Genomic DNA, 20268 nt, shown 5'->3' with positions numbered 1-20268 from the left:
GCACAGGCGCGATCTTGCACCAGAAGAGTCGGCTTGCTGGTTGATTGAGTGGGGAGCCATGAAGCTGCTGCACCGACGGCAGATCGCCAAACGCAGTGCGTCGGCAAAGCGCTAAAGCCCAACCGTAGGCCTGAACCAAAATAACGAGGAGCTAAATATGGAATCTGCAATCGACACACATCTCAAATGCTCACGCAGCCTGTCCCGCCGTGTGCCGGACGAGTATCAACCTCCGTTCCCGATGTGGGTTGCGCGCGCCGACGAGCAGTTGGAACAAGTGGTGATGGCCTACGTCGGCGTGCAGTATCAAGGCGAGGCGCAGCGCGAAGCGGCACTCCTGGCCATGCGTCACATCGTAGGCAGTTTCGACCTGGCCGATGGCCCTCAGACCCACGATTTGACCCACCACACCGACAGCAGCGGCTTTGATAACTTGATTGTCGTCGGCTACTGGAAAGACCCGGCTGCCCACTGCCGCTGGTTGCGCAGCGCACCGGTGAACGACTGGTGGACTTCACCGGATAGGCTCAACGACGGCCTTGGCTATTTCCGTGAAATCAGCGCACCGCGCGCCGAGCAGTTCGAGACGCTGTATGCCTTCCAAGACAACCTGCCCGGCGTCGGCGCGGTCATGGATGCAACCAGTGGCGAAATCGAAGAGCACGGTTACTGGGGCTCGATGCGCGACCGTTTTCCGATCTCCCAGACCGACTGGATGAAGCCTACAAGTGAGCTGCAAGTGATCGCCGGTAATCCAGCCAAAGGCGGAAGGGTTGTGGTACTGGGGCATGACAACCTCACATTGATTCGTTCCGGCCAGGACTGGGCAGACGCCGAGGCGGACGAACGCTCGCTGTACCTCGACGAGATCCTGCCTACCTTGCAAGACGGCATGGACTTCCTGCGTGACAACGGCCAACCGCTGGGCTGCTACAGCAACCGGTTCGTGCGCAATATCGACCTGGACGGCAACTTTCTCGACGTCAGCTACAACATCGGTCACTGGCGCTCGGTGGAGAAACTCGAACGTTGGGCCGAATCCCACCCGACCCACCTGCGTATTTTCGTGACGTTCTTTCGCGTGGCTGCGGGCTTGAAGAAGTTGCGGCTCTACCACGAAGTGTCCGTGTCGGACGCCAAGAGCCAGATTTTCGAGTACATCAACTGCCATCCGCACACCGGGATGTTGCGCGATGCGGCTGCCGCGCAAGGAGAACGGCCATGAAATTCAGTCGAGTCCTACTTGCGCTGGGAATGTTGCCGTTTGCCAAAAGCCAGGCCCTTGAAGTATCGCCGGGGGATTTCGAACCGCTGCCCGCAGGCGCCGATGCCGTACTGTTTTACTACCAGCATGCCGACAGGTCCGATCTCTATCAGAACGGCCATCGGACCTCCGACAACGCCAAGCTCAGCTCCGACTTGGGCATCCTGCGTTACATCCATGCGATAGGTCTTTCCGAGAACCTTTCATGGGAGCCGCAGATTTTGCTGCCGTTCGGCTACATGAACGCCTCCGGCGATGTCGGTGCTTTGGGCGACAGCCATGGCGTGGGTGATCCGATTATCACCGCCCCACTCAAGTGGACATTACCCACGGCAAACAAAGATGTGTTTGCCCTCGCCCCTTACCTGTACATCCCCGTCGGCAGCTACAACAAAAACGATGCGTTGAACCTGGGCGAGAACCGCTGGCGGGCGACGTTGCAAGCGGCCTACATCCACCACTTCTCACCGCAGTGGGCGCTGGACACCGTCGCCGACGTGTCCTGGGTCTCGACCAATAACGACTACGGCCCCACCCGCGCAAAACTCGAAGAAAACACGCGCTACGAGTACCAGGCAGCCGTGCGCTACAACTGGACGCCAAGCACCACGTTTGCACTCGGCGCAGGCTATGTCAGCGGGGCTGCGACCACTGTGGATGGCGTTGACCAGCACGACGGTGTCTCGACGTCCTACGCCCGTTTCACGGTCACTCACTTCATCGACCCCACCCTGCAGATCCAGGCTCAGCTCGGCAAGGACATCGAGGTGGAGCAAGGCTTCAAGGAAGGTGCGCGCCTGAATCTGCGCGTGTTGAAAGTGTTCTGAGTCCCGGTGTCCTTTTCAGCCAAATGAGTGTCCTGCTCAACCATGCGAATACGGTGATAGACGCCTAATTTGGCCTCTATTGCTTCCCGGACTGAATTGATAAAAGACAGGAAAATCATGGCCATTATTCGTCCCACACGTGATCAGTTGGTCGCCATCGCGGCCCAGTTGAACATGCAATTGACCCACGAGCAGGCGGCGTCCTACCTGGATCTGATGCAACCGAGTTTCGATGCCTACGACCTGGTCGACGAGCTATGTGATTTCGTGCCGCCCATACGTTACGACCGCAGTGCGGGCTATCGTCCCTCGAACAAAGAAAATCCGCTGAATGCCTGGTACTACCGGACTGAAGTGAATGGCGCCCGTGACGGCCTGCTGGCGGGCAAAACCGTCGCGCTCAAAGACAACGTCTCCTTGGCTGGCGTGCCCATGATGAACGGCGCCGCACCGCTGGAAGGTTTTGTGCCGGGTTTTGATGCCACCGTGGTTACGCGATTGCTCGATGCCGGCGCAACCATCCTCGGCAAAGCCACGTGCGAACACTACTGTCTGTCAGGCGGCAGCCACACATCTGACCCTGCCCCAGTGCACAACCCACATCGCCACGGTTATGCCGCTGGCGGCTCATCATCGGGCAGTGCGGCATTGGTCGCCGCCGGCGAGGTGGACATCGCCGTGGGCGGTGATCAGGGCGGGTCCATACGTATCCCGTCGGCCTTTTGCGGGACCTACGGCATGAAGCCAACCCACGGCCTGGTGCCCTACACCGGCATCATGGCGATTGAAGCCACTATCGATCATGTCGGCCCCATCACCGCCAACGTGCGCGACAACGCACTGATGTTGCAGGCCATGGCCGGCTCGGATGGGCTCGACCCACGCCAAGCGGCGCCTCAAGTCGATGAGTATTGCCGCTACCTCGAGCGGGGCGTCAGCGACCTCCGAATCGGCGTGTTGCAGGAAGGCTTCGCGCTGGCCAACCAAGATCCCCGCGTGGCCGACAAAGTGCGCGAGGCCATCGCCCGCCTTGAGGCATTGGGCGCGCACGTCGAGCCGGTATCCATTCCCGAACACAACCTGGCTGGTTCGCTGTGGCACCCCATCGGTTGCGAAGGCTTGACCATGCAAATGATGCATGGCAACGGCGCGGGCTTTAACTGGAAAGGTCTGTACGACGTCGGCTTGCTGGACAAACAAGCCGGCTGGCGCGAACAGGCCGACCAATTATCCGCGTCGCTCAAACTGTGCATGTTCGTCGGCCAATACGGCCTGACCCACTACAACGGACGTTACTACGCCAAGGCACAAAACCTTTCCCGCTTTGCCCGGCAAGGCTACGACAAGGCGCTGCAGACTTATGACCTGCTGGTGATGCCGACCACCCCCATCACGGCCCAACCCCACCCTGCGGCGGGCTGCTCGATCACCGAATACGTGGCGCGGGCGCTGGAAATGATCGGCAACACTGCGCCACAGGACATTACCGGGCATCCGGCCATGTCGATCCCGTGCGGCCTGGTAGACGGCCTACCCGTCGGGTTGATGCTGGTGGCCAAGCACTATGCCGAAGGCACAATTTACCAGGCAGCGGCGGCATTTGAAGCCTCGGTGGACTGGCGCACACTCTGAGTTTCCTAGCTGAAAAACAATAAGAAAGACCGGTACGTTTCAATCACACCCCAACCGCGTTGACTGATAGGAGAGAACCAATGAGTCCATCCACTTCCACACCTGCGAGCCCTTCAACGCCCGGCGAACGGGCCAGGGCATTGTTTCAAGTACTCAAAAGCAAAGAGCTCATCCCGGAGGGCTACGTCGAGCAGCTCACACAATTGATGGAACACGGTTGGAGCCCGGAGAACGGCGCCCGCGTGGTCGCCAAGGCCTGGGTCGATCCGCAGTTCCGCGCGCTGTTACTCAAGGACGGGACCGCTGCGTGTGCCCAGTTCGGTTATACCGGCCCGCAGGGCGAATACATCGTCGCATTGGAAGATACGCCGCAGGTGAAGAACGTCATTGTCTGCAGTCTGTGCTCCTGCACCAACTGGCCGGTGCTCGGCCTGCCACCTGAGTGGTACAAGGGCTTTGAGTTCCGTGCACGCCTGGTCCGGGAAGGACGCACCGTATTGCGCGAACTGGGCACTGAGTTGCCGAGCGACATGGTGGTCAAGGTTTGGGATACCAGCGCCGAAAGCCGCTATCTGGTGTTGCCGGTAAGGCCTGAAGGCTCCGAGCACATGAGTGAGGAGCAGCTTCAGACACTGGTGACCAAAGACGTGCTGATCGGTGTCGCCCTGCCCCGCGCTGACTGAGAAAAACAACGCATCATCGTTCAATTCCCGGAGTTTCTATTATGGATGGCTTTCACGATCTCGGCGGTTTCCAAGGCTTTGGCAAAGTCCCCCACACCATCAATAGCCTGAGCTATAAACAGGTATTCAAGCAGGACTGGGAGCACCTGGCCTATAGCCTGATGTTTATCGGTGCCGACCACTTGAAAAAGTTCAGCGTGGACGAAGTGCGCCATGCCGTCGAACGCCTGGATGTTCGCCAACATGTCGGCACCCAGTATTACGAACGCTATGTCATCGCCACCGCGACCCTGCTGGTCGAAACCGGTGTGATCACCCAGGCCGATCTCGACCAGGCGCTGGGTTCCCACTTCAAGCTGGCGAACCCAGCACATGCTCAAGGTCGCCCGGCTATCACTGGTCGAGTCCCCTTTGAGATTGGCGACCGCGTGGTCGTGCGCGACGAATATGTGGCCGGGCATACCCGCATGCCAGCCTACGTGCGCGGCAAGCAAGGCGTGGTGGTGCATCGCACATCCGAACAATGGCCATTCCCGGACGCGATTGGCCATGGCGATACGAGCGCGGCGCATCAGCCAACCTACCATGTTGAGTTCCGTACATTCGATCTGTGGGGCGACGCGGCAGACGAGGGCTTGGTGGTGGTCGATCTCTTCGAAAGCTACCTGGACCACGCCCAGGGCAGTCGAGTGGTGAACGCATGATGAACGGCGCCCAGGCGAGCCGACTGCCGGTGACCGTGCTTTCCGGCTTCCTCGGCGCCGGCAAGACCACCCTGCTCAACCATATCTTGCGCAATCGCGAAGGTCTGAGAGTGGCGGTCATCGTCAATGACATGAGTGAGGTCAACATCGATGCCGCAGAGGTGCAACGCGATGTATCGCTGCACCGTGGTCGTGATGAATTGATCGAGATGAGCAATGGTTGTATCTGCTGCACGCTACGCGCTGATTTGCTGGAGCAGATCAGTACCCTGGCACGTCAGCAGCGCTTCGATTACCTGCTGATCGAGTCCACGGGGATCTCGGAGCCGATGCCGGTGGCAGAGACATTCGCCTTCCTCGACGCCGAGGGTTTCAGCCTCAGCGAATTGGCACGGCTCGATACGTTGGTGACGGTGGTCGATGGCAGCCGTTTTCAGGCGTTGCTGGAGTTACCGGACACCGTGGTCCGCGACGACGTACAGGAAGACGCACCCAAACGCCCTCTGGCGGATCTTCTGATTGAGCAGGTGGAATACGCCAACGTCATTCTTGTCAACAAACTGGACCTGATCGGCGCACCAGCCTATCAGGCGCTGCACGCGATCCTCGCCGGCCTTAACCCGACCGCGCGGATTGTGCCAATGACGCAGGGTAATGTCGGGTTATCCAACATCCTCGGCACCCACCTGTTTGATTTACCCAGTCTTGCGGCCTCGCCGGGTTGGATGAGGAAAATGGAGATTGAAGACGCACCGGCCGCCGAGTCGGACGCCTATGGCGTGACGTCTTGGGTGTACCGCGAGCGTGCCCCTTTTCACCCTCAGCGCTTGTTCGACTTTCTCAGCCGCCCCTGGAACAACGGGTGCCTGTTACGCAGTAAAGGTTACTTCTGGGTAGCCAGCCGACACCTGGAAACCGGTCTGCTGGTGCAGAGCGGCAAACAATTCCAGTGGGACTATGTGGGGCACTGGTGGAACTTCATCGAGCAGTCGCAATGGCCACGGGATGAGTATCGGTTGCAAAGCATCATGACCAAGTGGGACAGCATTGTCGGCGATTGCCGACAAGAGTTGGTTTTCATCGGCCAAGGCCTCGATACCCACGCGTTACAGCGCGAACTCGACCATTGCCTGCTGAGTGCTGAGGAAATCGCCGGCGGTCCGTCAACTTGGCAGAACTTGGCGGGGGCGACGGCCTTTGACGCCCGGACCCTGTCGGCACGTCCCAGGCACCGCCTCGAGGGCTGATCCGACTTGACAGAGATAGAGGTGTTCCATGCTTTTTTTTAGCCGAACCACCCGTTGGGTGTTGGCGCCACTCGCCGACAGGCTGGAACAGCCTGACCAGACGAGCACGCCGTTATCGTCAAGCAACCCGATATTACGCCGCATCTTGGCCGGCGCAGAGCAACTGCTTCAGGAGCGGCGAGCGCTGAAAGACCAAACCCAGGCACTCGCCTTGGAAGTTGCCCAATTGCAGGAGCACCTGGCCGGTCGCGACCAGCATGTGCGCCAAATGGAAGCGTACTGGGCCCTGATCAGCAGAGGCGCGGGTGAACTGTTCTGGGTGCTGGAGCTGGAGGGAAGCACTACCCCCGAGCCGGAATGCGCGATGCAATGGACGGGGCTTGCGTCGATCCAGGTCCAGGGCATTGATCAACTGGGCCGTTGGAGCGAACAGTTGCACGCGGCTGACCGGCAAGCGCATCTGGAAGCGCTTAACCAGCATCTCGCCGACCGCAGCGGGCGAACACCGTTTACGTTAGACGTGCGCATGAAGCCTGCATCCGGCGACGACTATCGCTGGTGCAGGGTCAGCGGCCTATCGCGACGCGACGAGCAAGGCATGCCACTGGCCATCGGCGGAACCGTTCGTGACGTGCACGAACAGCACCTGCACAACGAAGCACTCGAACTGGCCGCAACACGTTTCGAAATTTCCCGGGAAATGCTGCATGACGGGCTATGGGATATCGAGGTTGTAGCCGGCGACCCAGCGAACCCGAAAAACACCATTTGGTGGTCGTCGCAAATGCGTCGGCTGCTGGGATGCAACACGGTTGAGGAGTTCCCCAACACCCTGGAAAGCTGGACCTCACGCTTGCATCCCGAGGATAGCGCGCGGGCCATCGGCGCGTTTGTGGCACACGTCGACGATCGAAGCGGCAAGACACCGTTCGATGTGGACTATCGCCTGAAACACAAAAACGGCACGTATCGCTGGTTTCGTGGCCGAGGACAAACGCGTCGTGCGCAGGACGGCTCCCCACAAAGGGTGGTGGGCGCCATCACCGATATCCATGCCCACCATGAAGAAACCGCGATGCGCGAGGCGCAGGCACAACAGCATCGGGTCATGCAGGAAACCCTCAGCAAGCTGACGCAGATTGTCGCCACCATTCAGGGCATTGCCAGCCAGACCAACCTGCTGGCGCTGAACGCCGCCATCGAGGCGGCACGAGCAGGCGATGCCGGGCGCGGGTTTGCGGTGGTCGCCGACGAAGTGCGCAAACTGGCCACGCGAACCAGCCAGGCGACCCAGCAAGCGGCCGAGATGATGGACAGCTAGCCCCTTGAACATCTGCGCGATGGCGTGGGTACAGAACCTATTTCAACAATAACAACCAGGTGTGTTATGCGCGATTACGACTCAGCAGTGACCTCTTTCGACTATCTACAGCTGGCCACTCAGGACTTGCATGGCGAGTTGACTGCCTTGAACGCCTGCGTCGAATGTTGCGACCGACACACCCACGGGAATGCCGTGGCGTTGTACTGCGAGACGCGGGATGGCCGCGCCACTCAGTACACTTTCAGCGAACTGCAGGCGCACGCCGCGCGCTTCGGCAATTTTCTGCGCGAGCAAGGCGTCCGGCCAGGAGACCGTGTCGCGGGCCTGATGCCACGCACGGTGGAACTGTTGATTGCCATTCTGGGCACTTGGCGCATCGGGGCGGTCTACCAGCCGCTCTTTACCGCATTCGGTCCCAAGGCGATTGAGCAGCGATTGGGTTGTTCAAACGCACGCTGGATCGTGACCGACGCCCTCAATCGCCCCAAGCTGGACGAAGTCACCGACTGCCCGCCCATCATCGTGACCGACGGGGCCGTAAAGCACCCGAGCGATTACGACTTCTGGAGCACAATGGAACGTCAACAGGCTGAATGCACACCAACGTTACTGGACGCCAACGCACCTTTCCTGCTGATGTGTACTTCGGGAACCACTGGGCCGGCCAAGCCGTTGGAAGTGCCTTTAAGCGCCATCCTGGCCTTCAAGGGCTATGTGCGGGACGCCATCGACCTGCGCGAGGAAGACCATTTCTGGAACCTCGCCGACCCTGGCTGGGCCTACGGTTTGTATTACGCAGTCACCGGCCCGTTGGCCTGTGGCCGTGCCACGCTGTTCTATGATGGCCCGTTCACGGTGGACACTACCTGCCGGATCATCGCCAAGTATGCGATCACCAATCTGGCCGGCTCGCCCACGGCCTATCGCTTGCTGATCGCGGCGGGAGCCGAGTTCGCCGACGCCGTGCGTGGCCAACTGCGTGTGGTCAGCAGCGCTGGTGAACCGCTCAACCCGCAAGTCATCCGATGGTTTGCCGAACAGCTCGGCGTGGTCATTCACGACCACTACGGCCAGACTGAAATCGGCATGGTGCTGTGCAATCACCACGGCTTAAAACACCCTATCCGTGAAGGCTCGGCAGGCTATGCGGTGCCGGGGTACCGCATTGTTGTGCTGGATGATGCGCAACGGGAATTACCGACGGGCCAGCCCGGCGTACTGGCGGTGGACCGCGAGTGCTCACCCCTGTGCTGGTTCAACGGCTACTTCGGCATGCCCACCAAGGCCTTTGTCGACCGCTATTATTTGAGCGGCGATATCGTTGAGCTTAATCATGACGCCAGTATCAGCTTCGTCGGGCGCAACGACGACGTGATCACCACGTCCGGCTACCGTGTCGGGCCTTTCGATGTTGAAAGTGCGCTCATCGAACACCCGGCTGTTGTCGAAGCCGCCGTGATCGGCAAACCCGACCCGCAACGCACCGAGCTGATCAAGGCGTTTGTCGTGCTGAACACTCAGTACCCGCCAAGTGCCGAGTTGGCTGAAATCCTGCGCCTGCATGTCCGCCAGCGCCTGGCTGCACATGCGTACCCACGGGAAATCGAGTTCGTCGAACAACTGCCCAAGACACCCAGTGGCAAGTTGCAGCGGTTCATTCTGCGCAACCAGGAAATTGCCAAACAGCAGGCACTCGACACATGACCCAGGGGCGGATGACTCCGGTGATAAGCCGGTCGGAGTTTCAGCGCAGAGCCCTGGAATTGTTCAAGGAGCGTAGTTTCGGCCAGGTCAGCATGCGTGAACTAGCGGCGCACGTTGGCATTAGCCCTGGAGCGATTTATCACCATGTAGAAAGCAAGGAGGCAATGCTCTTTGAATGGCTGATGGAGCTGTATCAGGCGTTGTTGTCGCACGTTGATCTGATCAAGACGCGAAGATTGACGCCTGCGCAACGCGTGGCAAAACTGATCGAGGGCCATCTTCAATTGCATGCCCACATGACCGGGCACTTCAAGTTAGCGGTCATGGACGCCAATTGCCTGGGCGCCCCGATGCAGGCAAGCGTCGAGCAACTGAGACGTGCCTATGAGTCAGAACTCATTAAGGTGATCGGCCAACTAGGCCATCAGCCTGGCGGGCCGTTGCGCGAGAATGCACTCATCGCCATTGTCCCCATGCTGAACAGCCTGCCTACCTGGTTAAGCCCGACAATCGATGACGCTCAGCGCCAAATCATCACCAAAACCATCGCTGATGCGGTATTACGAGCCATCAACTCCCTACCCTGAGTGCGCGTACCAAGATCTGAAAACCATCCGAATTCATCAGTGAGCTCACCTTCGGGATGCTGCTGAATATCGCCCGCGCGCTGGCGGGCCCGACCTTCAGCCCATCGTCGATCGAACTGAGTTACCCAAGGCCCGCCTACGCCGATCACTATGAACACTTGTTTAGACGCCCGGTGCACTTTGATCGCAAGAACAATCTATTTATCTGTGCCAATCACTGGGCCAATACCCCCATCGGCACCCACGATGCGCTAAGCAATCGACAAGTCGTTGAGCTACTGGAGATGACGGTTTCCCACAAAAATAAAAACGAGGGGTCTCACGCATGAAAAGCGCAACGTTTCTTTTGCTATCGCCCTCCTCGCTGGCTTGGGCTACACCGTCGTGGCTTCAACTGGTCGTCTTGAAGAATCTGATTACCTAAAGAGGCTTGGCGCCTCGGAGATCATTGATCGCTCAGTCTTAAGCGGGCCAGGTCGCCCACTTGCCAAAGAACGATGGGCAGGCGCGATTGATTCGGTTGGTAGCCATACGCTGGCCAACGTATGTGCCAGCACCTGTTATGGAGGCACCGTTGCGGCATGCGGACTCGCACAAGGGATGGACTTACCTGCCAGCGTTGCCCCCTTCATTTTGCGTGGGGTGACACTGGCTGGTATCGACAGTGTGATGCGTCCGCGAAGAGATCGGATCGCAGCTTGGGATCGTCTGGTACGAGATCTTGATATCTCTATCTTAAAAGAAGTAACGCGAGAGATTGGTTTGGGCGCGGTTGTTCAGACGGCAGAGCAACTGCTCGCCGGCGAAGTACGCGGACGGGTTGTGGTTAACGTCAATAATTGACAGCATTGTTTCAGGCAATGAGGTGTCTACGAAACCCGGGGCGATTCAGTTGATCGTCTTGGGCTGCAGAGCCGTTCAACGAACCAAGAAGCCTCTTGAAGAAAGGACAACCGCGACCGCCATGCTGACTAGCGCCCCCCAGCCCCCAGGCCCTTCAAGAAGCCTGCAACCAAACCATTGAACACCTCCCCCTGATCGTCATGCACATAGTGACTCGCGTCCGCGACCTCCACCGTTCTGATGTGCGGATTGCAGGCAGTCATGGCCTCAAGCGTCGCGGCCGGCAGGAAGTCCGAGCGGCCGCCGCGAATGAACAGGGTCGGGCAGTCCAGGGCGCGTACGGCGGGCCACAAATCTGTCGGTTCGATGCTCAGGCGGGCCTTGGCAATGCCTTGCTGATCATGCCGCCAGGTGACCCCTGTGCCACTGTCTTTCATCGAGTGCGCGAGCCGTGAGGCCAGGCCCTGCTCCGACAGGCCTGGGCGCGACGCCTGCCAGAAGGCACGGGCCAGTTCCCAGTTGCCGAACTGCAACGGCGTCTGGCTCATCTCGCGGCGAATACGTGCGGCACCATCACCTTGGGTTGAAGAGCCGGGGCCGATGTCTTCGATCATCAACCCCATCAACCGCCCCGGGTTTTGCCGTGCATATTCAAGGGCGTTGGCTCCCCCCAAGGAATGCCCCAGCAAGACGAAACGCCCCAATCCCAGATGAGCCACCAGGTCCTCAAGGTCTTCCACATAGGATTGCGTGTGGTAGGTCTCTGGTGCGGCCCAGTCGCTTAAACCGCGCCCACGTTGGTCCAGGGCGTAAATGCAGTAACCGGTTCCCAGGGACTGCACCAGCGATTCCCAGGTCTGTGCGTAGGCCCGCAAGCCATGCAGCAGAACCAGCGGCACGCCGCTCGAATCGCCCCAGTGCACGAAGTGCAGGCGCAGGCCTGAACGATTGGTGAAAAAACAGCTGTCAGAAGCCATGGGTTGATTCCTTTGCGTCAGAAACGATCGAAACGATACGGGCTTGGATCAATGATCGGCGTGTCCCCGCTGACAAGGTCCGCCGCGAGGTGGCCCGCCGCCGGTGAGGTACCAAAGCCGTGCCCGGAAAAACCCGTGGCTACGGTCAGCCCGGGGATCTGCGCGACCGGCCCGATCACGGGGTTGGAGTCCGGCGTGACGTCGATGGTGCCCGCCCACGCCTGGGCGATTCGCGCCTGTTCGAACACCGGCCAGGCGGCGATCAGGTTGTTCATCGCGTCACCGTTGAGGCGCGGGTTGGCCGCCGGGTCCTGCACCCTCACCCGCTCGAACGGGCTGACACTGTCGGCGCGCCAACGCCTTGCAAGTTTCAGATCGTCCAGAAAAGGCTTGCCCAGCGACACGTTCAGCACATGGCGCTGTGCGCGAAACTGCGGCATGTATGGCTTGGCGAGCAACAGGTGATCCAGGGTCAGGAACGCGTCCAGCTTGCCGCGCTGGGTGATGATGAAGCCGCCGTCCTTGTGCTTGCGAAACGAAAAATCCGGCGCGCCGACCGCAATCTGCGTCGGGCCTTCCATGGGGTGGGTGCGCAGTACCGAGCAGGTCAGCGGCAAGGTCGGCAACGCCACGCCCTGGTTGCCGAGGAAACGCCGCGACCACATGCCCCCCGCCAGCAGCACGTGATCACAACGGATTTCACCGCGCTCGGTGACCACCCCGCTGACAATCCCGGCGGACATCTGCAGCGTACGTACCGCACATTGCTCGATGATCACCACCCCTTTCGCCATGGCAGCCTTGGCGATCGCGCTGCTGGCCAGGGTCGGCTCGGCACGCGCGTCGGACGGCGTGTAGATGCCGCCGGCCCAGTCGCCTACGCCACCCGGCACCAATGCGTCGATTTCACGTTTGCTGAGCAGGCGCGAATCCAGCGACAGGTGCTCCACCGACTTGAGCCATCCTTCATGCATCGCCATCTGCGCCGGGGTCCGCCCGACAAACATAATGCCCTCCTGGCGGTAGCCGACGTCCGCGCCGACCCGCTCGGGCATCTGCGCCCACAAGCGGTCGGCGGCCAGGGCCAGGGGAATGTCGGCCGCATGGCGGCTGGTCTTGCGCACCCAGCCAAGGTTGCGCGACGACTGCTCGGCGGCGATGCGGCCTTTTTCCAGGACCACCACGGCGATATTGCGTTCGGCCAGGGTCAGCGCGGCGGTCAGGCCAATAATCCCGCCGCCGATAATGACCACGCTGGTGCTGGCGGGAAACGCGGTGGAGGTGTTCACGGGCGCGATAGTCGGTGCCATGCTCAAGACTCGGTGATAGGCAAATAAAAGCGGCCGCCGTGCTGCGCGGCCGCGTGACGGTCATGGCGCCAGGCGGATCACTTCAACCTGTGCCTTGGCGGCGTTGCGATACGCCGTCACTTCCAGCTCGACCTTGTAGACCGTCGAGCCCAGCGGCGGGCACGTCACCGTGCTGGCCGGATCGACGCCGCGAAACTTTTCGCCGATCAGGCCCATCACCGCCGGGACGTCCTTGGGGTCCTGGATGAACACCCGTGAACACACCACATCCGCCAGGCTCGCCTGCACCGCTGCCAGGGCGGTTTCGATGTTGGCGAAGACCTGATGGGTCTGCTCCAGCACATCCTCCGGGATCAGCTTGGTCTGCGGGTTGCGGCCGGCGGTGTTGGACACGTAGATCCAGTTGTCCACGACCACCAGGCGTGAATAGCTGCCCATTTCTTCGAAGGGGGAGCCGGTCTTGAGCTTGATGATTTTTGTCATGTCGAATGCCTCTTCAGAGTAAGTGTCGGGTGGCTTAGCGCAGCACCGGGGTGTCCCACAGGTTCAAGGTCACGCCGATGCCTTTTTCAATCGCGTTGCGGTACACCACCGTGCCCCAGGCCACGTCTTCGACAGGCATGCCGCCCACCGACATGATGATGATTTCCTCATCGTTCCGGCGGCCGGGCGCAGCACCGGCGATGATCTTGCCGATGTCTTCGACGTCTTCGAGGCGCAGCTTGCCTTCGGCGATCATGTCCATGAAGCGCACGCCAATCACCGGCACGTTGTGGTGCGCGGGCTTGGGCAGCTCGTCAAACCAGGCTTGGTACAGGCCGGTGTTGTCCAGCACCTTGCGCACGTCGGGTTGCTCCATGCCGTCATCCAGGGAGCACGCCGCCGGCATCGCCAGGAACGCGCCCGGCTTGACCCACTCGCGCCGCACAATTGGGTAGATCGAGGGGTCGCCCGTCTCGCCGGAGCTACAATAAGTAACAAGGTCCGAGTCGCGAACCACCGCTTCCAGGGTGTCGACCACGCTGATCGAGGTGATTTGTGGGTAGGTCGCCCTCACCCAGGCAATAAAATCATCCAGGCTCTTCTGGCCACGGCCTTTGATTTTCAACGTATCGATCTGCGGGCACACCGCAATGAACGCCGACAAGGTGGTCTTACCCATCACCCCCGGGCCGAGCAACCCCACCACCCTCGCCGCCTTGCGCGCCAGGTGCCGCGCACCAACGCCGGGGATCGCGCCGGTGCGATACGCCGACAGCAAGTTGGCCGACATATGCGCCAACGGCGCGCCGGTATCGGGGTCATTGAGGGTGAACATCAGAATCGAACGCGGCAGGCCCTTGTCGCGGTTGGCGATATTCGAGCCGTACCATTTCACGCCGGCCGTGCCGAAGCTGCCGCCCAGGTAGGCGGGCATCGCCATCATGCGCCGGTCCGCCGTGGGCTTGGGCATGTTCGGGAATGGCGAATCCTTGGGAAAGACCACCATCGCCCCGTGGGAGTCATTGTTCGGCCCGGCCATGCGGTAATCGCCGGCATAGAGCAAGCCGAACATCTCTTCCATGGTATTCACGCAGGCCGGCATGTCCGTGACGCCGGCACGGATCATGTCCTGCTCGGAGAGGTAGATAAAGTCGATTTTTGTGGAAGTAGACATAGTCATTCTCGGGCCGCAAGTGAGATCGCTGCGATAGGCGCAGCTCCACGCTGTCGACGTCGAGTATCGAGGGGCACTTGCGCGCCGTATTGTAAATTTCGGACACGCCAGGGCCCGTGTCACCGCAGTAGTTGGCGCGAATCATGCGTGATAAATCCCGCCTCGCAGCCTATCGACAGTGCACACATGACTCCGACTCCACGGCACCACACGGCAAACGAACAGCCCTGGTTCGTCCTCAACTCCTCACGGTATTCGGTGATGCCTTCCGAACACCCGGCGATCTCGCATTTCTATGCCTTCGATGTGGCGCAAACCACTGAGGTGCTGGCGGTGCCGGATGGTTGCGTGGACATTGTCTTCGACTGCGACGCCACCCGCCCCAGCGCCAAGATCTGCGGCACGCCACTGGCGGCCCAGGCCGTCGAGTTGAACCAGAACCACCACTACTTCGGCGTGCGCTTTGCCCCCGGCGTCATCCCCGGCTTCATCAATGTGCTGGCTGAAGAGTTGACCGAGCGCGAACTCGACCTGCTGGAGGTCTCGCGGTTTGCCCGGCGCATCTTCGACAACATCGTGCAGGCCCCGCAACTGGGCGAACAGATGCGCCTGTTCAACGACTACCTGGCCCCCCAGTTGATGGGGCGCACGTCGCCGCTGACGCGCATGGTCATTCAGCAAGCCTTGCGTCATCGCGGGGCGATCCGCATCAGGCAACTCGAAGACCTCAGCGGCTACACCAGCCGCACCCTGCACCGCCAGTTCAGCCAGGACACCGGCCTGTCGCCCAAGGCGTTCTGCCGGATCATCCGCTGCCAGGCCGCGCTTGAAACCCTCAACACCCAGCCCGATGTATCGTTCTGCGAACTGGCCCTGGACCTGGGTTTTTCCGATCAGTCGCACTTCCTGCGCGACTTCAAGAAACTGGTCAGCACCACGCCCTGCGACTACCAGCGCCAAATGCTGCAGAACGCCTACACCGACCGCATCAGCTACGCCTGATCACGCGCCGACAAAATAAATTCGCGTCTCCATCGTTTCTCCACAAAACCTCCCATGAAAGCGCACGCTCGGGGTGCACACTGGCCTTCGTTGCCCTTGGATGATTCGTCATACTGCGACGATCCCAGTGCACCTGACCCAGACCCGAGCCTGCCATGACTGAATCGCCGCTTGCACCGACACCCCAGGACTCCACCGGCAAACACCAGGCCTTGGTGCTGATCGCCGAAGACGAGCCGGAAATTGCCGACATCCTCGCCGCCTACCTCAAGCGCAGCGGCTTCCAGACCGCCCATGCGCTAGACGGGCGCCGTGCCCTGGAACTGCACCAGACACTCAAGCCCGACCTGGTGCTGCTCGATGTACTGATGCCGCAGCTGGATGGCTGGATGGTCCTCGCCGAGATCCGCCACCGCGGCAACACCCCGGTGATCATGCTCACCGCGCAAGACCAGGACATGGACAAACTGCTGGGCCTGCGCATCGGTGCCGACGACTACATCGTCAAACCGTTCAACCCGGCAGAAGTGGTCGCCAGGACCCAGGCCGTGCTGCGCCGCAGCATCGATCACGGCTACGGCAGCGGCCAGCGCGTGCTGCGCGTGCAGGCGTTCGAGATCGACATCGACAACCATGCAGTCAACGTGCAGGTCGGTGCCGACAAGCACCCGCTGCACCTGACCGTCACGGAGTTCCGCCTGTTGGCGCAACTGGCCAAGGCGCCCAAGCGCGTGTTCAGCCGCGCCGAACTGCTGGCCCTGTGCGCCCCCGAGAGTGACAGCCTGGAACGCACGGTCGACAGCCACATCAGCAAGTTGCGGCGAAAAATCGAAGACCTCGGCGTGCAGGGCGTACCCACCAGCATCCGTGGCGTCGGCTACCGATTCGGGAGCCACACATGAAGGTCGTCAACGGGTTGAGCCGGCAGATCATTGTGTCGATGTCGGCCGTGGTGCTGTGCGTGATTGCCCTCGCGGTGGTTGGCTCCTACGTGTTCTACGCGGTGCTGTGGACGTTCTGGCCGCCGTCGGACCTTGACGTCGATGAGTGGCTGCCCACCGGCATGGAATGGGCATGGATGGGCTTGATCACCTGCATCAGCCTGGCAGTGGGTGCCGTGGTCGCGATCAAGCTGTCCCGGCGCATTCTCATGCCCTTGAACTCCGTCGCCGCCAGCCTGCGCCGGCTGGCCGACGGCGACCTCGATGCGCGGGCCGTTGCGCCCGACCTTTCATTGGGAGAGACCGCCGTGTTGGTGGATGACTTCAACAGTATGGCCAAGCGCCTGCAACGCATGGCTGAAGAACAGTCGTTCTGGAACGCCGCCATCGCCCACGAACTGCGCACCCCGCTGACCATCTTGCGTGGCCGCTTGCAGGGCCTGGCCGAAGGTGTGTTCGAGCCGGACAAGGCCCAGTTCTACAGCTTGCTCACCCAGGTCGAGGGCCTGACGCGCCTGATCGAAGACCTGCGTGTGGTCGGCCTGGCGGACAACGGCTACCTGGAAGTGCACATCCAGCACGCCGACCTGGCCGAGGAAATCGAGGCCGACGCGCAACTGTTCGAGCCTGGCCTGAACGCCAGTGGCTTTACCCTGCACCTGGACCTGCTCAAGCACCCCGTGCACTGCGACCCGGCGCGCATCCGCCAGGCCTTGCTGGCCCTGCTCGACAACCTGCGGCGGCATGCCACGCCCGGCAACGTCATCGTGCGCCTGGACAGCAGGGACGGCCTCAACACCTTGAGTGTCGCGGACGAAGGCCCGGGAATCGATGAAGCCTTCGTCGCGCACATTTTCGACCCGTTCCAGCGCGGCGAAAGTTCTCGCTCGCGCGCCCAGGGTGGCAGCGGGCTGGGGCTGGCCGTGGTGCGTGCGATTGCCCTGGCCCATGGCGGCAGCGTGACCTGCCGCAACCTGGCGAGCGGCGGCACGTTGTTCGAACTGAGCTGGCCCGACCATCCCACTGACCTCTGAACTCAACCGGCCCAGGTGAAGGCATGCGCCTCTCTATGTTTGGTTTCTATAGAGCCACACCCTATCGCCACTTTGCCTTGCTGGACACACACGGACGCTGTATCGCTTTCAAGAGCTGCGAAGGGATGCCACAGAACGGCAAGTGGGTACAAGTCAACGAAGTCAAGCTCGCCTGGTTGAACCGGGCGTTGCCTGCGGGCGCCTTGACTACGCCAACCGACCCTTGTGATTCACACGCGGATTGCACCTATGCCCCTCAACTATCGCAGTCGAAACCTGATTGACCTGGCCCAACTGGAAGACTCGGTAAAGTTCTATAGCGCCAGGCTCAGAAAGTTGCAGCGCTTCTGGATCCCCCTGCAAAAACAGGCGCCGCGCCTGGTGATGGTGCTGTGGGTGCTTGGGGTGAGCGCGTCGCTGTTCACCCAGTCCTATGCCCACTGGCTGTTCACCGCACCGGCGATCTGCCTGTTGATCGTCCTCGAGATCGTCATCGACGAAATGCAGATCGACCTGCTGCTGATGACCGAGGAAGCCCGTTATCTGCTCGACATCACTCGCGGTCTGTATACCGACTCATTGCGTCCCCCCACTGCGCTGCACACAGGTGCCCCATGCCCTCCGCCACACCACAAAGAGTGATCGAGCACAGCCACAACATCGGTCAACAATCCGCCAGCCAAACCCTCAAGGCCATCGCCAGGGCCTACCCCGGCAAGTTGTTTGCCACCTTGTCGCTGGTGGCGTTGGAGAACGCGCTGCTGCTTGCCTACCCACTCTTCGCCGGGTTCGCCGTGGACGCGATTATCCGTGGCGATACTGCCAACGCGCTGTTCTATGCCCTGGTGGTGCTGGGGTTCTGGGTGGTGGGCGCGGCCCGGCGGGCTCTGGACACCCGCACCTTTACACGTATCTATGCCGACCTCGCGGTGCCGGTGATCCTCAACCAGCGCCTGCAACGCCACAGCACTTCCAAGGCCGCGGCGCGGGTGGTGCTGGCGCGGGACTTCGTGGACTTTTTCGAGAAGCACGTGCCGATCATGGCCACCGCGCTGGTGTCCATCATCGGCGCAGCGGCCATGCTGCTGGTGATCGAACCGTGGGTCGGCCTGGGCTGCCTGTTGGCCCTGGGGCTGTGCCTTACCGTGCTGCCCGGCTTCGCCCGGCGCAACGAGCAGTTGCACGAGCGCCTGAACAACCGCCTGGAGAAGGAAATCAGCCTGGTGGAACAGGTCGGCGCCCACACCCTGCGCCGCCACTACCGGGTACTGTCGCGCTTGCGCATCGGGCTGTCGGACCGCGAGGCCATCGCCTTCCTGACCATCGGGGTACTCGCGGCGTTGCTGTTTGTGCTCGCCATCACCCAACTCGCCCTGTCACCTGCGGTCAAGGCCGGGCACATCTACGCGGTGATGACGTATTTATGGACGTTTGTCAGTTGCCTGGATGAGGCCCCTGGCATGGTCGACCAGTTGGCCAGGCTCAAGGACATCGGCAAGCGCGTTGACCCCGGGCTGGGCGGCACCACTCACTGAGCCCACGCTACAGCGCCTTCAACGCGGCGCCCGCTGGGTTTCCGAGGGCGACTCGCCAAACAGCTCGCGGTAATGGGTAGCGAAATGGCTCAGGTGAAAAAACCCCATCGCCACCGCTACTTCGCCGACGTTCTGCGTGCATGCCGACGTGGTGATCAAGCGCCGGCGCACCGCATTCAGGCGCAGGTTACGCAGGTATTCGACAGGGCGCATGCCGGTCACCGCCTGAAAACTGTTCTGCAAGGTCCGGCGACTCACCCGCAGGTGTTCGCACAGGTCAAGAATGCTCAGGGGCGTGTCACCGCTGGCGTCGATCAGGTCCTGGCAGCGTTTGACCAGATAGGCACTCACGGTGACATTGCCACGTCGGCAGCGCACCTCATCGGTGGCGTTGCTGAACAGATCGAGGAAAGCGTTGAGCAGCGCGTCCTCCAGCATTTTTTCGGCGATGGGGCTGATGGCGTCGGACTGTTCCACAAGGTGACGAAACAGCGGCTGGATGCGCTGGTGGATGCGCGCCAGCAACGCATCATCCACACTCAGCTGCGAGGTGGTCTTCAGCCGTTTGAGCTGTTCACTGGACAATTCGAAGGCCGCCAGCTTGGCGAAGCGCACCGTGTCGACATTGAACGCAAAAAAGTGCGTGCCCTCCGGCGCGTGCAGCACAAACTCCTCGGCGTCGCGCAACAGCACCACACTGTGGCTGCCCACTTGCTGCCCCTGCACCACCGGAGCACTGCCCAACGACATCGCCGCGCACAGCCGCCCTTTTGGCGCATAGCCACGCTGGACCACGCGCTTGTCCAGGACCTCCTGGAACACCTGGAAGCGGTCGGCGGACAACTGCCGCAGCTCACTGGTCAGGCAGCCACGGCCAAGCTGGTCGTACACCTGTCGCCAACCGTGGATCGAGCCGGCGTGTTGTTGAGGGTCATTGAAGGTTCGCGCTTCAGCAAGCATGGTCGTGGTTCCTCGGTGGCCCCGGCATGACGGCAAC

General features: G+C 61.2%; 19 protein-coding genes and 3 pseudogenes. 17 read left to right on the top strand and 5 right to left on the bottom strand.

Annotation, left to right across the window (positions count from 1 at the left end; translation table 11 throughout):
• Positions 1 to 157: 157 nt before the first annotated feature.
• The 12 genes and pseudogenes from PSH81_RS12555 to PSH81_RS12505 all read left to right on the top strand — a co-directional run.
• Positions 158 to 1225: a phenylacetaldoxime dehydratase family protein gene (locus PSH81_RS12555; protein WP_226457076.1), complete on the top strand. Its 1068-nt coding sequence runs from the start codon at positions 158 to 160 to the stop codon at positions 1223 to 1225.
• The gene (locus tag PSH81_RS12550) at positions 1222 to 2091 is read left to right on the top strand and encodes a transporter (protein WP_305392649.1); all 870 of its coding nucleotides are present in this window, start codon (positions 1222 to 1224) and stop codon (positions 2089 to 2091) included. Before PSH81_RS12555 ends, PSH81_RS12550 begins: the two co-directional genes overlap by 4 nt.
• Before the next feature lie 117 nt (positions 2092 to 2208).
• Entirely contained in the window at positions 2209 to 3723 is a 1515-nt protein-coding gene (locus PSH81_RS12545) for an amidase (RefSeq protein WP_305392648.1), read from the top strand.
• Between the two features lie 80 nt (positions 3724 to 3803).
• Entirely contained in the window at positions 3804 to 4406 is a 603-nt protein-coding gene (nthA, locus tag PSH81_RS12540) for a nitrile hydratase subunit alpha (protein WP_305392647.1), read from the top strand.
• A gap of 41 nt (positions 4407 to 4447) precedes the next feature.
• Positions 4448 to 5110, top strand: coding sequence for a nitrile hydratase subunit beta (nthB, locus tag PSH81_RS12535; protein ID WP_305392646.1), 663 nt, complete (start codon positions 4448 to 4450; stop codon positions 5108 to 5110).
• Positions 5107 to 6357, top strand: a complete 1251-nt coding sequence (locus PSH81_RS12530; RefSeq protein ID WP_305392645.1) for a GTP-binding protein — start codon at positions 5107 to 5109, stop codon at positions 6355 to 6357. Before nthB ends, PSH81_RS12530 begins: the two co-directional genes overlap by 4 nt.
• A 28-nt stretch (positions 6358 to 6385) precedes the next feature.
• Positions 6386 to 7336: pseudogene (locus tag PSH81_RS12525) on the top strand (PAS domain-containing protein); the annotation flags it as partial.
• A gap of 48 nt (positions 7337 to 7384) precedes the next feature.
• Positions 7385 to 7654: pseudogene (locus PSH81_RS27540) on the top strand (methyl-accepting chemotaxis protein); the annotation flags it as partial.
• A gap of 90 nt (positions 7655 to 7744) precedes the next feature.
• Positions 7745 to 9385: an AMP-binding protein gene (locus PSH81_RS12520; protein WP_305392643.1), complete on the top strand. Its 1641-nt coding sequence runs from the start codon at positions 7745 to 7747 to the stop codon at positions 9383 to 9385.
• 11 nt (positions 9386 to 9396) lie between these two features.
• Complete coding sequence (locus PSH81_RS12515) at positions 9397 to 9972, top strand: TetR/AcrR family transcriptional regulator (RefSeq protein ID WP_305392772.1); 576 nt, start codon at positions 9397 to 9399, stop codon at positions 9970 to 9972.
• A gap of 56 nt (positions 9973 to 10028) precedes the next feature.
• Positions 10029 to 10301, top strand: coding sequence for an AraC family transcriptional regulator ligand-binding domain-containing protein (locus PSH81_RS12510; RefSeq protein ID WP_305392642.1), 273 nt, complete (start codon positions 10029 to 10031; stop codon positions 10299 to 10301).
• Between the two features lie 13 nt (positions 10302 to 10314).
• Positions 10315 to 10815: pseudogene (locus tag PSH81_RS12505) on the top strand (zinc-binding dehydrogenase); the annotation flags it as partial.
• Positions 10816 to 10943: 128 nt separating this feature from the next.
• On the opposite strand, the gene PSH81_RS12500 reads toward PSH81_RS12505, so the two are convergent.
• From PSH81_RS12500 to PSH81_RS12485, 4 genes are read right to left on the bottom strand one after another with little or no spacing between them, the layout of a single operon-like run.
• Positions 10944 to 11792, bottom strand: coding sequence for an alpha/beta fold hydrolase (locus tag PSH81_RS12500; RefSeq protein WP_305392641.1), 849 nt, complete (start codon positions 11790 to 11792; stop codon positions 10944 to 10946).
• A 17-nt stretch (positions 11793 to 11809) separates the two neighbouring features.
• Positions 11810 to 13102: an FAD-binding oxidoreductase gene (locus PSH81_RS12495; RefSeq protein ID WP_226457068.1), complete on the bottom strand. Its 1293-nt coding sequence runs from the start codon at positions 13100 to 13102 to the stop codon at positions 11810 to 11812.
• A gap of 60 nt (positions 13103 to 13162) precedes the next feature.
• The gene (locus tag PSH81_RS12490; RefSeq protein WP_226457067.1) at positions 13163 to 13585 is read right to left on the bottom strand and encodes a RidA family protein; all 423 of its coding nucleotides are present in this window, start codon (positions 13583 to 13585) and stop codon (positions 13163 to 13165) included.
• 34 nt (positions 13586 to 13619) lie between these two features.
• Complete coding sequence (locus PSH81_RS12485; protein ID WP_192300963.1) at positions 13620 to 14759, bottom strand: tyramine oxidase subunit B; 1140 nt, start codon at positions 14757 to 14759, stop codon at positions 13620 to 13622.
• 186 nt (positions 14760 to 14945) lie between these two features.
• Between PSH81_RS12485 and PSH81_RS12480 the strand changes: the two genes are divergently transcribed.
• From PSH81_RS12480 to PSH81_RS12455, 5 genes are all read left to right on the top strand, one after another.
• Positions 14946 to 15761 (top strand): helix-turn-helix domain-containing protein, encoded by an 816-nt coding sequence (locus tag PSH81_RS12480; protein ID WP_192300964.1) that lies wholly within the window; start codon positions 14946 to 14948, stop codon positions 15759 to 15761.
• Positions 15762 to 15916: 155 nt separating this feature from the next.
• Entirely contained in the window at positions 15917 to 16663 is a 747-nt protein-coding gene (locus PSH81_RS12475) for a response regulator (RefSeq protein WP_305392640.1), read from the top strand.
• Positions 16660 to 17736 (top strand): ATP-binding protein, encoded by a 1077-nt coding sequence (locus PSH81_RS12470; protein WP_226457064.1) that lies wholly within the window; start codon positions 16660 to 16662, stop codon positions 17734 to 17736. Before PSH81_RS12475 ends, PSH81_RS12470 begins: the two co-directional genes overlap by 4 nt.
• A gap of 249 nt (positions 17737 to 17985) precedes the next feature.
• Positions 17986 to 18378, top strand: a complete 393-nt coding sequence (locus PSH81_RS12460; protein ID WP_226457063.1) for a hypothetical protein — start codon at positions 17986 to 17988, stop codon at positions 18376 to 18378.
• On the top strand, positions 18351 to 19271 hold the full coding sequence (locus tag PSH81_RS12455; RefSeq protein ID WP_226457062.1) for an ABC transporter six-transmembrane domain-containing protein: 921 nt from the start codon (positions 18351 to 18353) through the stop codon (positions 19269 to 19271). The genes PSH81_RS12460 and PSH81_RS12455 overlap by 28 nt, the downstream gene beginning before the upstream one ends.
• An 18-nt stretch (positions 19272 to 19289) precedes the next feature.
• On the opposite strand, the gene PSH81_RS12450 is transcribed toward PSH81_RS12455, so the two are convergent.
• Entirely contained in the window at positions 19290 to 20231 is a 942-nt protein-coding gene (locus PSH81_RS12450; protein ID WP_226457061.1) for a helix-turn-helix domain-containing protein, read from the bottom strand.
• Positions 20232 to 20268: the final 37 nt, after the last annotated feature.

Origin of the sequence: Pseudomonas sp. FP2335, from assembly GCF_030687535.1 — a bacterium.
Classification (GTDB): domain Bacteria; phylum Pseudomonadota; class Gammaproteobacteria; order Pseudomonadales; family Pseudomonadaceae; genus Aquipseudomonas.
The sequence above is the reverse complement of the archived record's forward strand: the minus strand, read 5'-3'. Positions and strand labels throughout refer to the sequence as shown.

Bases quoted from the DNA above. Each gene is read 5' to 3' on its own strand.
- PSH81_RS12515 (WP_305392772.1), top strand. From the start codon at position 9,397: ATGACTCCGGTGATAAGCCGGTCGGAGTTTCAGCGCAGAGCCCTGGAA.
- PSH81_RS12450 (WP_226457061.1), bottom strand. From the start codon at position 20,231: ATGCTTGCTGAAGCGCGAACCTTCAATGACCCTCAACAACACGCCGGC.
- PSH81_RS12460 (WP_226457063.1), top strand. From the start codon at position 17,986: ATGCCCCTCAACTATCGCAGTCGAAACCTGATTGACCTGGCCCAACTG.
- PSH81_RS12500 (WP_305392641.1), bottom strand. From the start codon at position 11,792: ATGGCTTCTGACAGCTGTTTTTTCACCAATCGTTCAGGCCTGCGCCTG.
- PSH81_RS12475 (WP_305392640.1), top strand. From the start codon at position 15,917: ATGACTGAATCGCCGCTTGCACCGACACCCCAGGACTCCACCGGCAAA.
- PSH81_RS12545 (WP_305392648.1), top strand. From the start codon at position 2,209: ATGGCCATTATTCGTCCCACACGTGATCAGTTGGTCGCCATCGCGGCC.
- PSH81_RS12470 (WP_226457064.1), top strand. From the start codon at position 16,660: ATGAAGGTCGTCAACGGGTTGAGCCGGCAGATCATTGTGTCGATGTCG.
- PSH81_RS12480 (WP_192300964.1), top strand. From the start codon at position 14,946: ATGACTCCGACTCCACGGCACCACACGGCAAACGAACAGCCCTGGTTC.
- PSH81_RS12555 (WP_226457076.1), top strand. From the start codon at position 158: ATGGAATCTGCAATCGACACACATCTCAAATGCTCACGCAGCCTGTCC.
- PSH81_RS12495 (WP_226457068.1), bottom strand. From the start codon at position 13,102: ATGGCACCGACTATCGCGCCCGTGAACACCTCCACCGCGTTTCCCGCC.
- PSH81_RS12455 (WP_226457062.1), top strand. From the start codon at position 18,351: ATGCCCTCCGCCACACCACAAAGAGTGATCGAGCACAGCCACAACATC.
- nthA (WP_305392647.1), top strand. From the start codon at position 3,804: ATGAGTCCATCCACTTCCACACCTGCGAGCCCTTCAACGCCCGGCGAA.
- PSH81_RS12490 (WP_226457067.1), bottom strand. From the start codon at position 13,585: ATGACAAAAATCATCAAGCTCAAGACCGGCTCCCCCTTCGAAGAAATG.
- PSH81_RS12550 (WP_305392649.1), top strand. From the start codon at position 1,222: ATGAAATTCAGTCGAGTCCTACTTGCGCTGGGAATGTTGCCGTTTGCC.
- nthB (WP_305392646.1), top strand. From the start codon at position 4,448: ATGGATGGCTTTCACGATCTCGGCGGTTTCCAAGGCTTTGGCAAAGTC.
- PSH81_RS12510 (WP_305392642.1), top strand. From the start codon at position 10,029: ATGCTGCTGAATATCGCCCGCGCGCTGGCGGGCCCGACCTTCAGCCCA.
- PSH81_RS12520 (WP_305392643.1), top strand. From the start codon at position 7,745: ATGCGCGATTACGACTCAGCAGTGACCTCTTTCGACTATCTACAGCTG.
- PSH81_RS12485 (WP_192300963.1), bottom strand. From the start codon at position 14,759: ATGTCTACTTCCACAAAAATCGACTTTATCTACCTCTCCGAGCAGGAC.
- PSH81_RS12530 (WP_305392645.1), top strand. From the start codon at position 5,107: ATGATGAACGGCGCCCAGGCGAGCCGACTGCCGGTGACCGTGCTTTCC.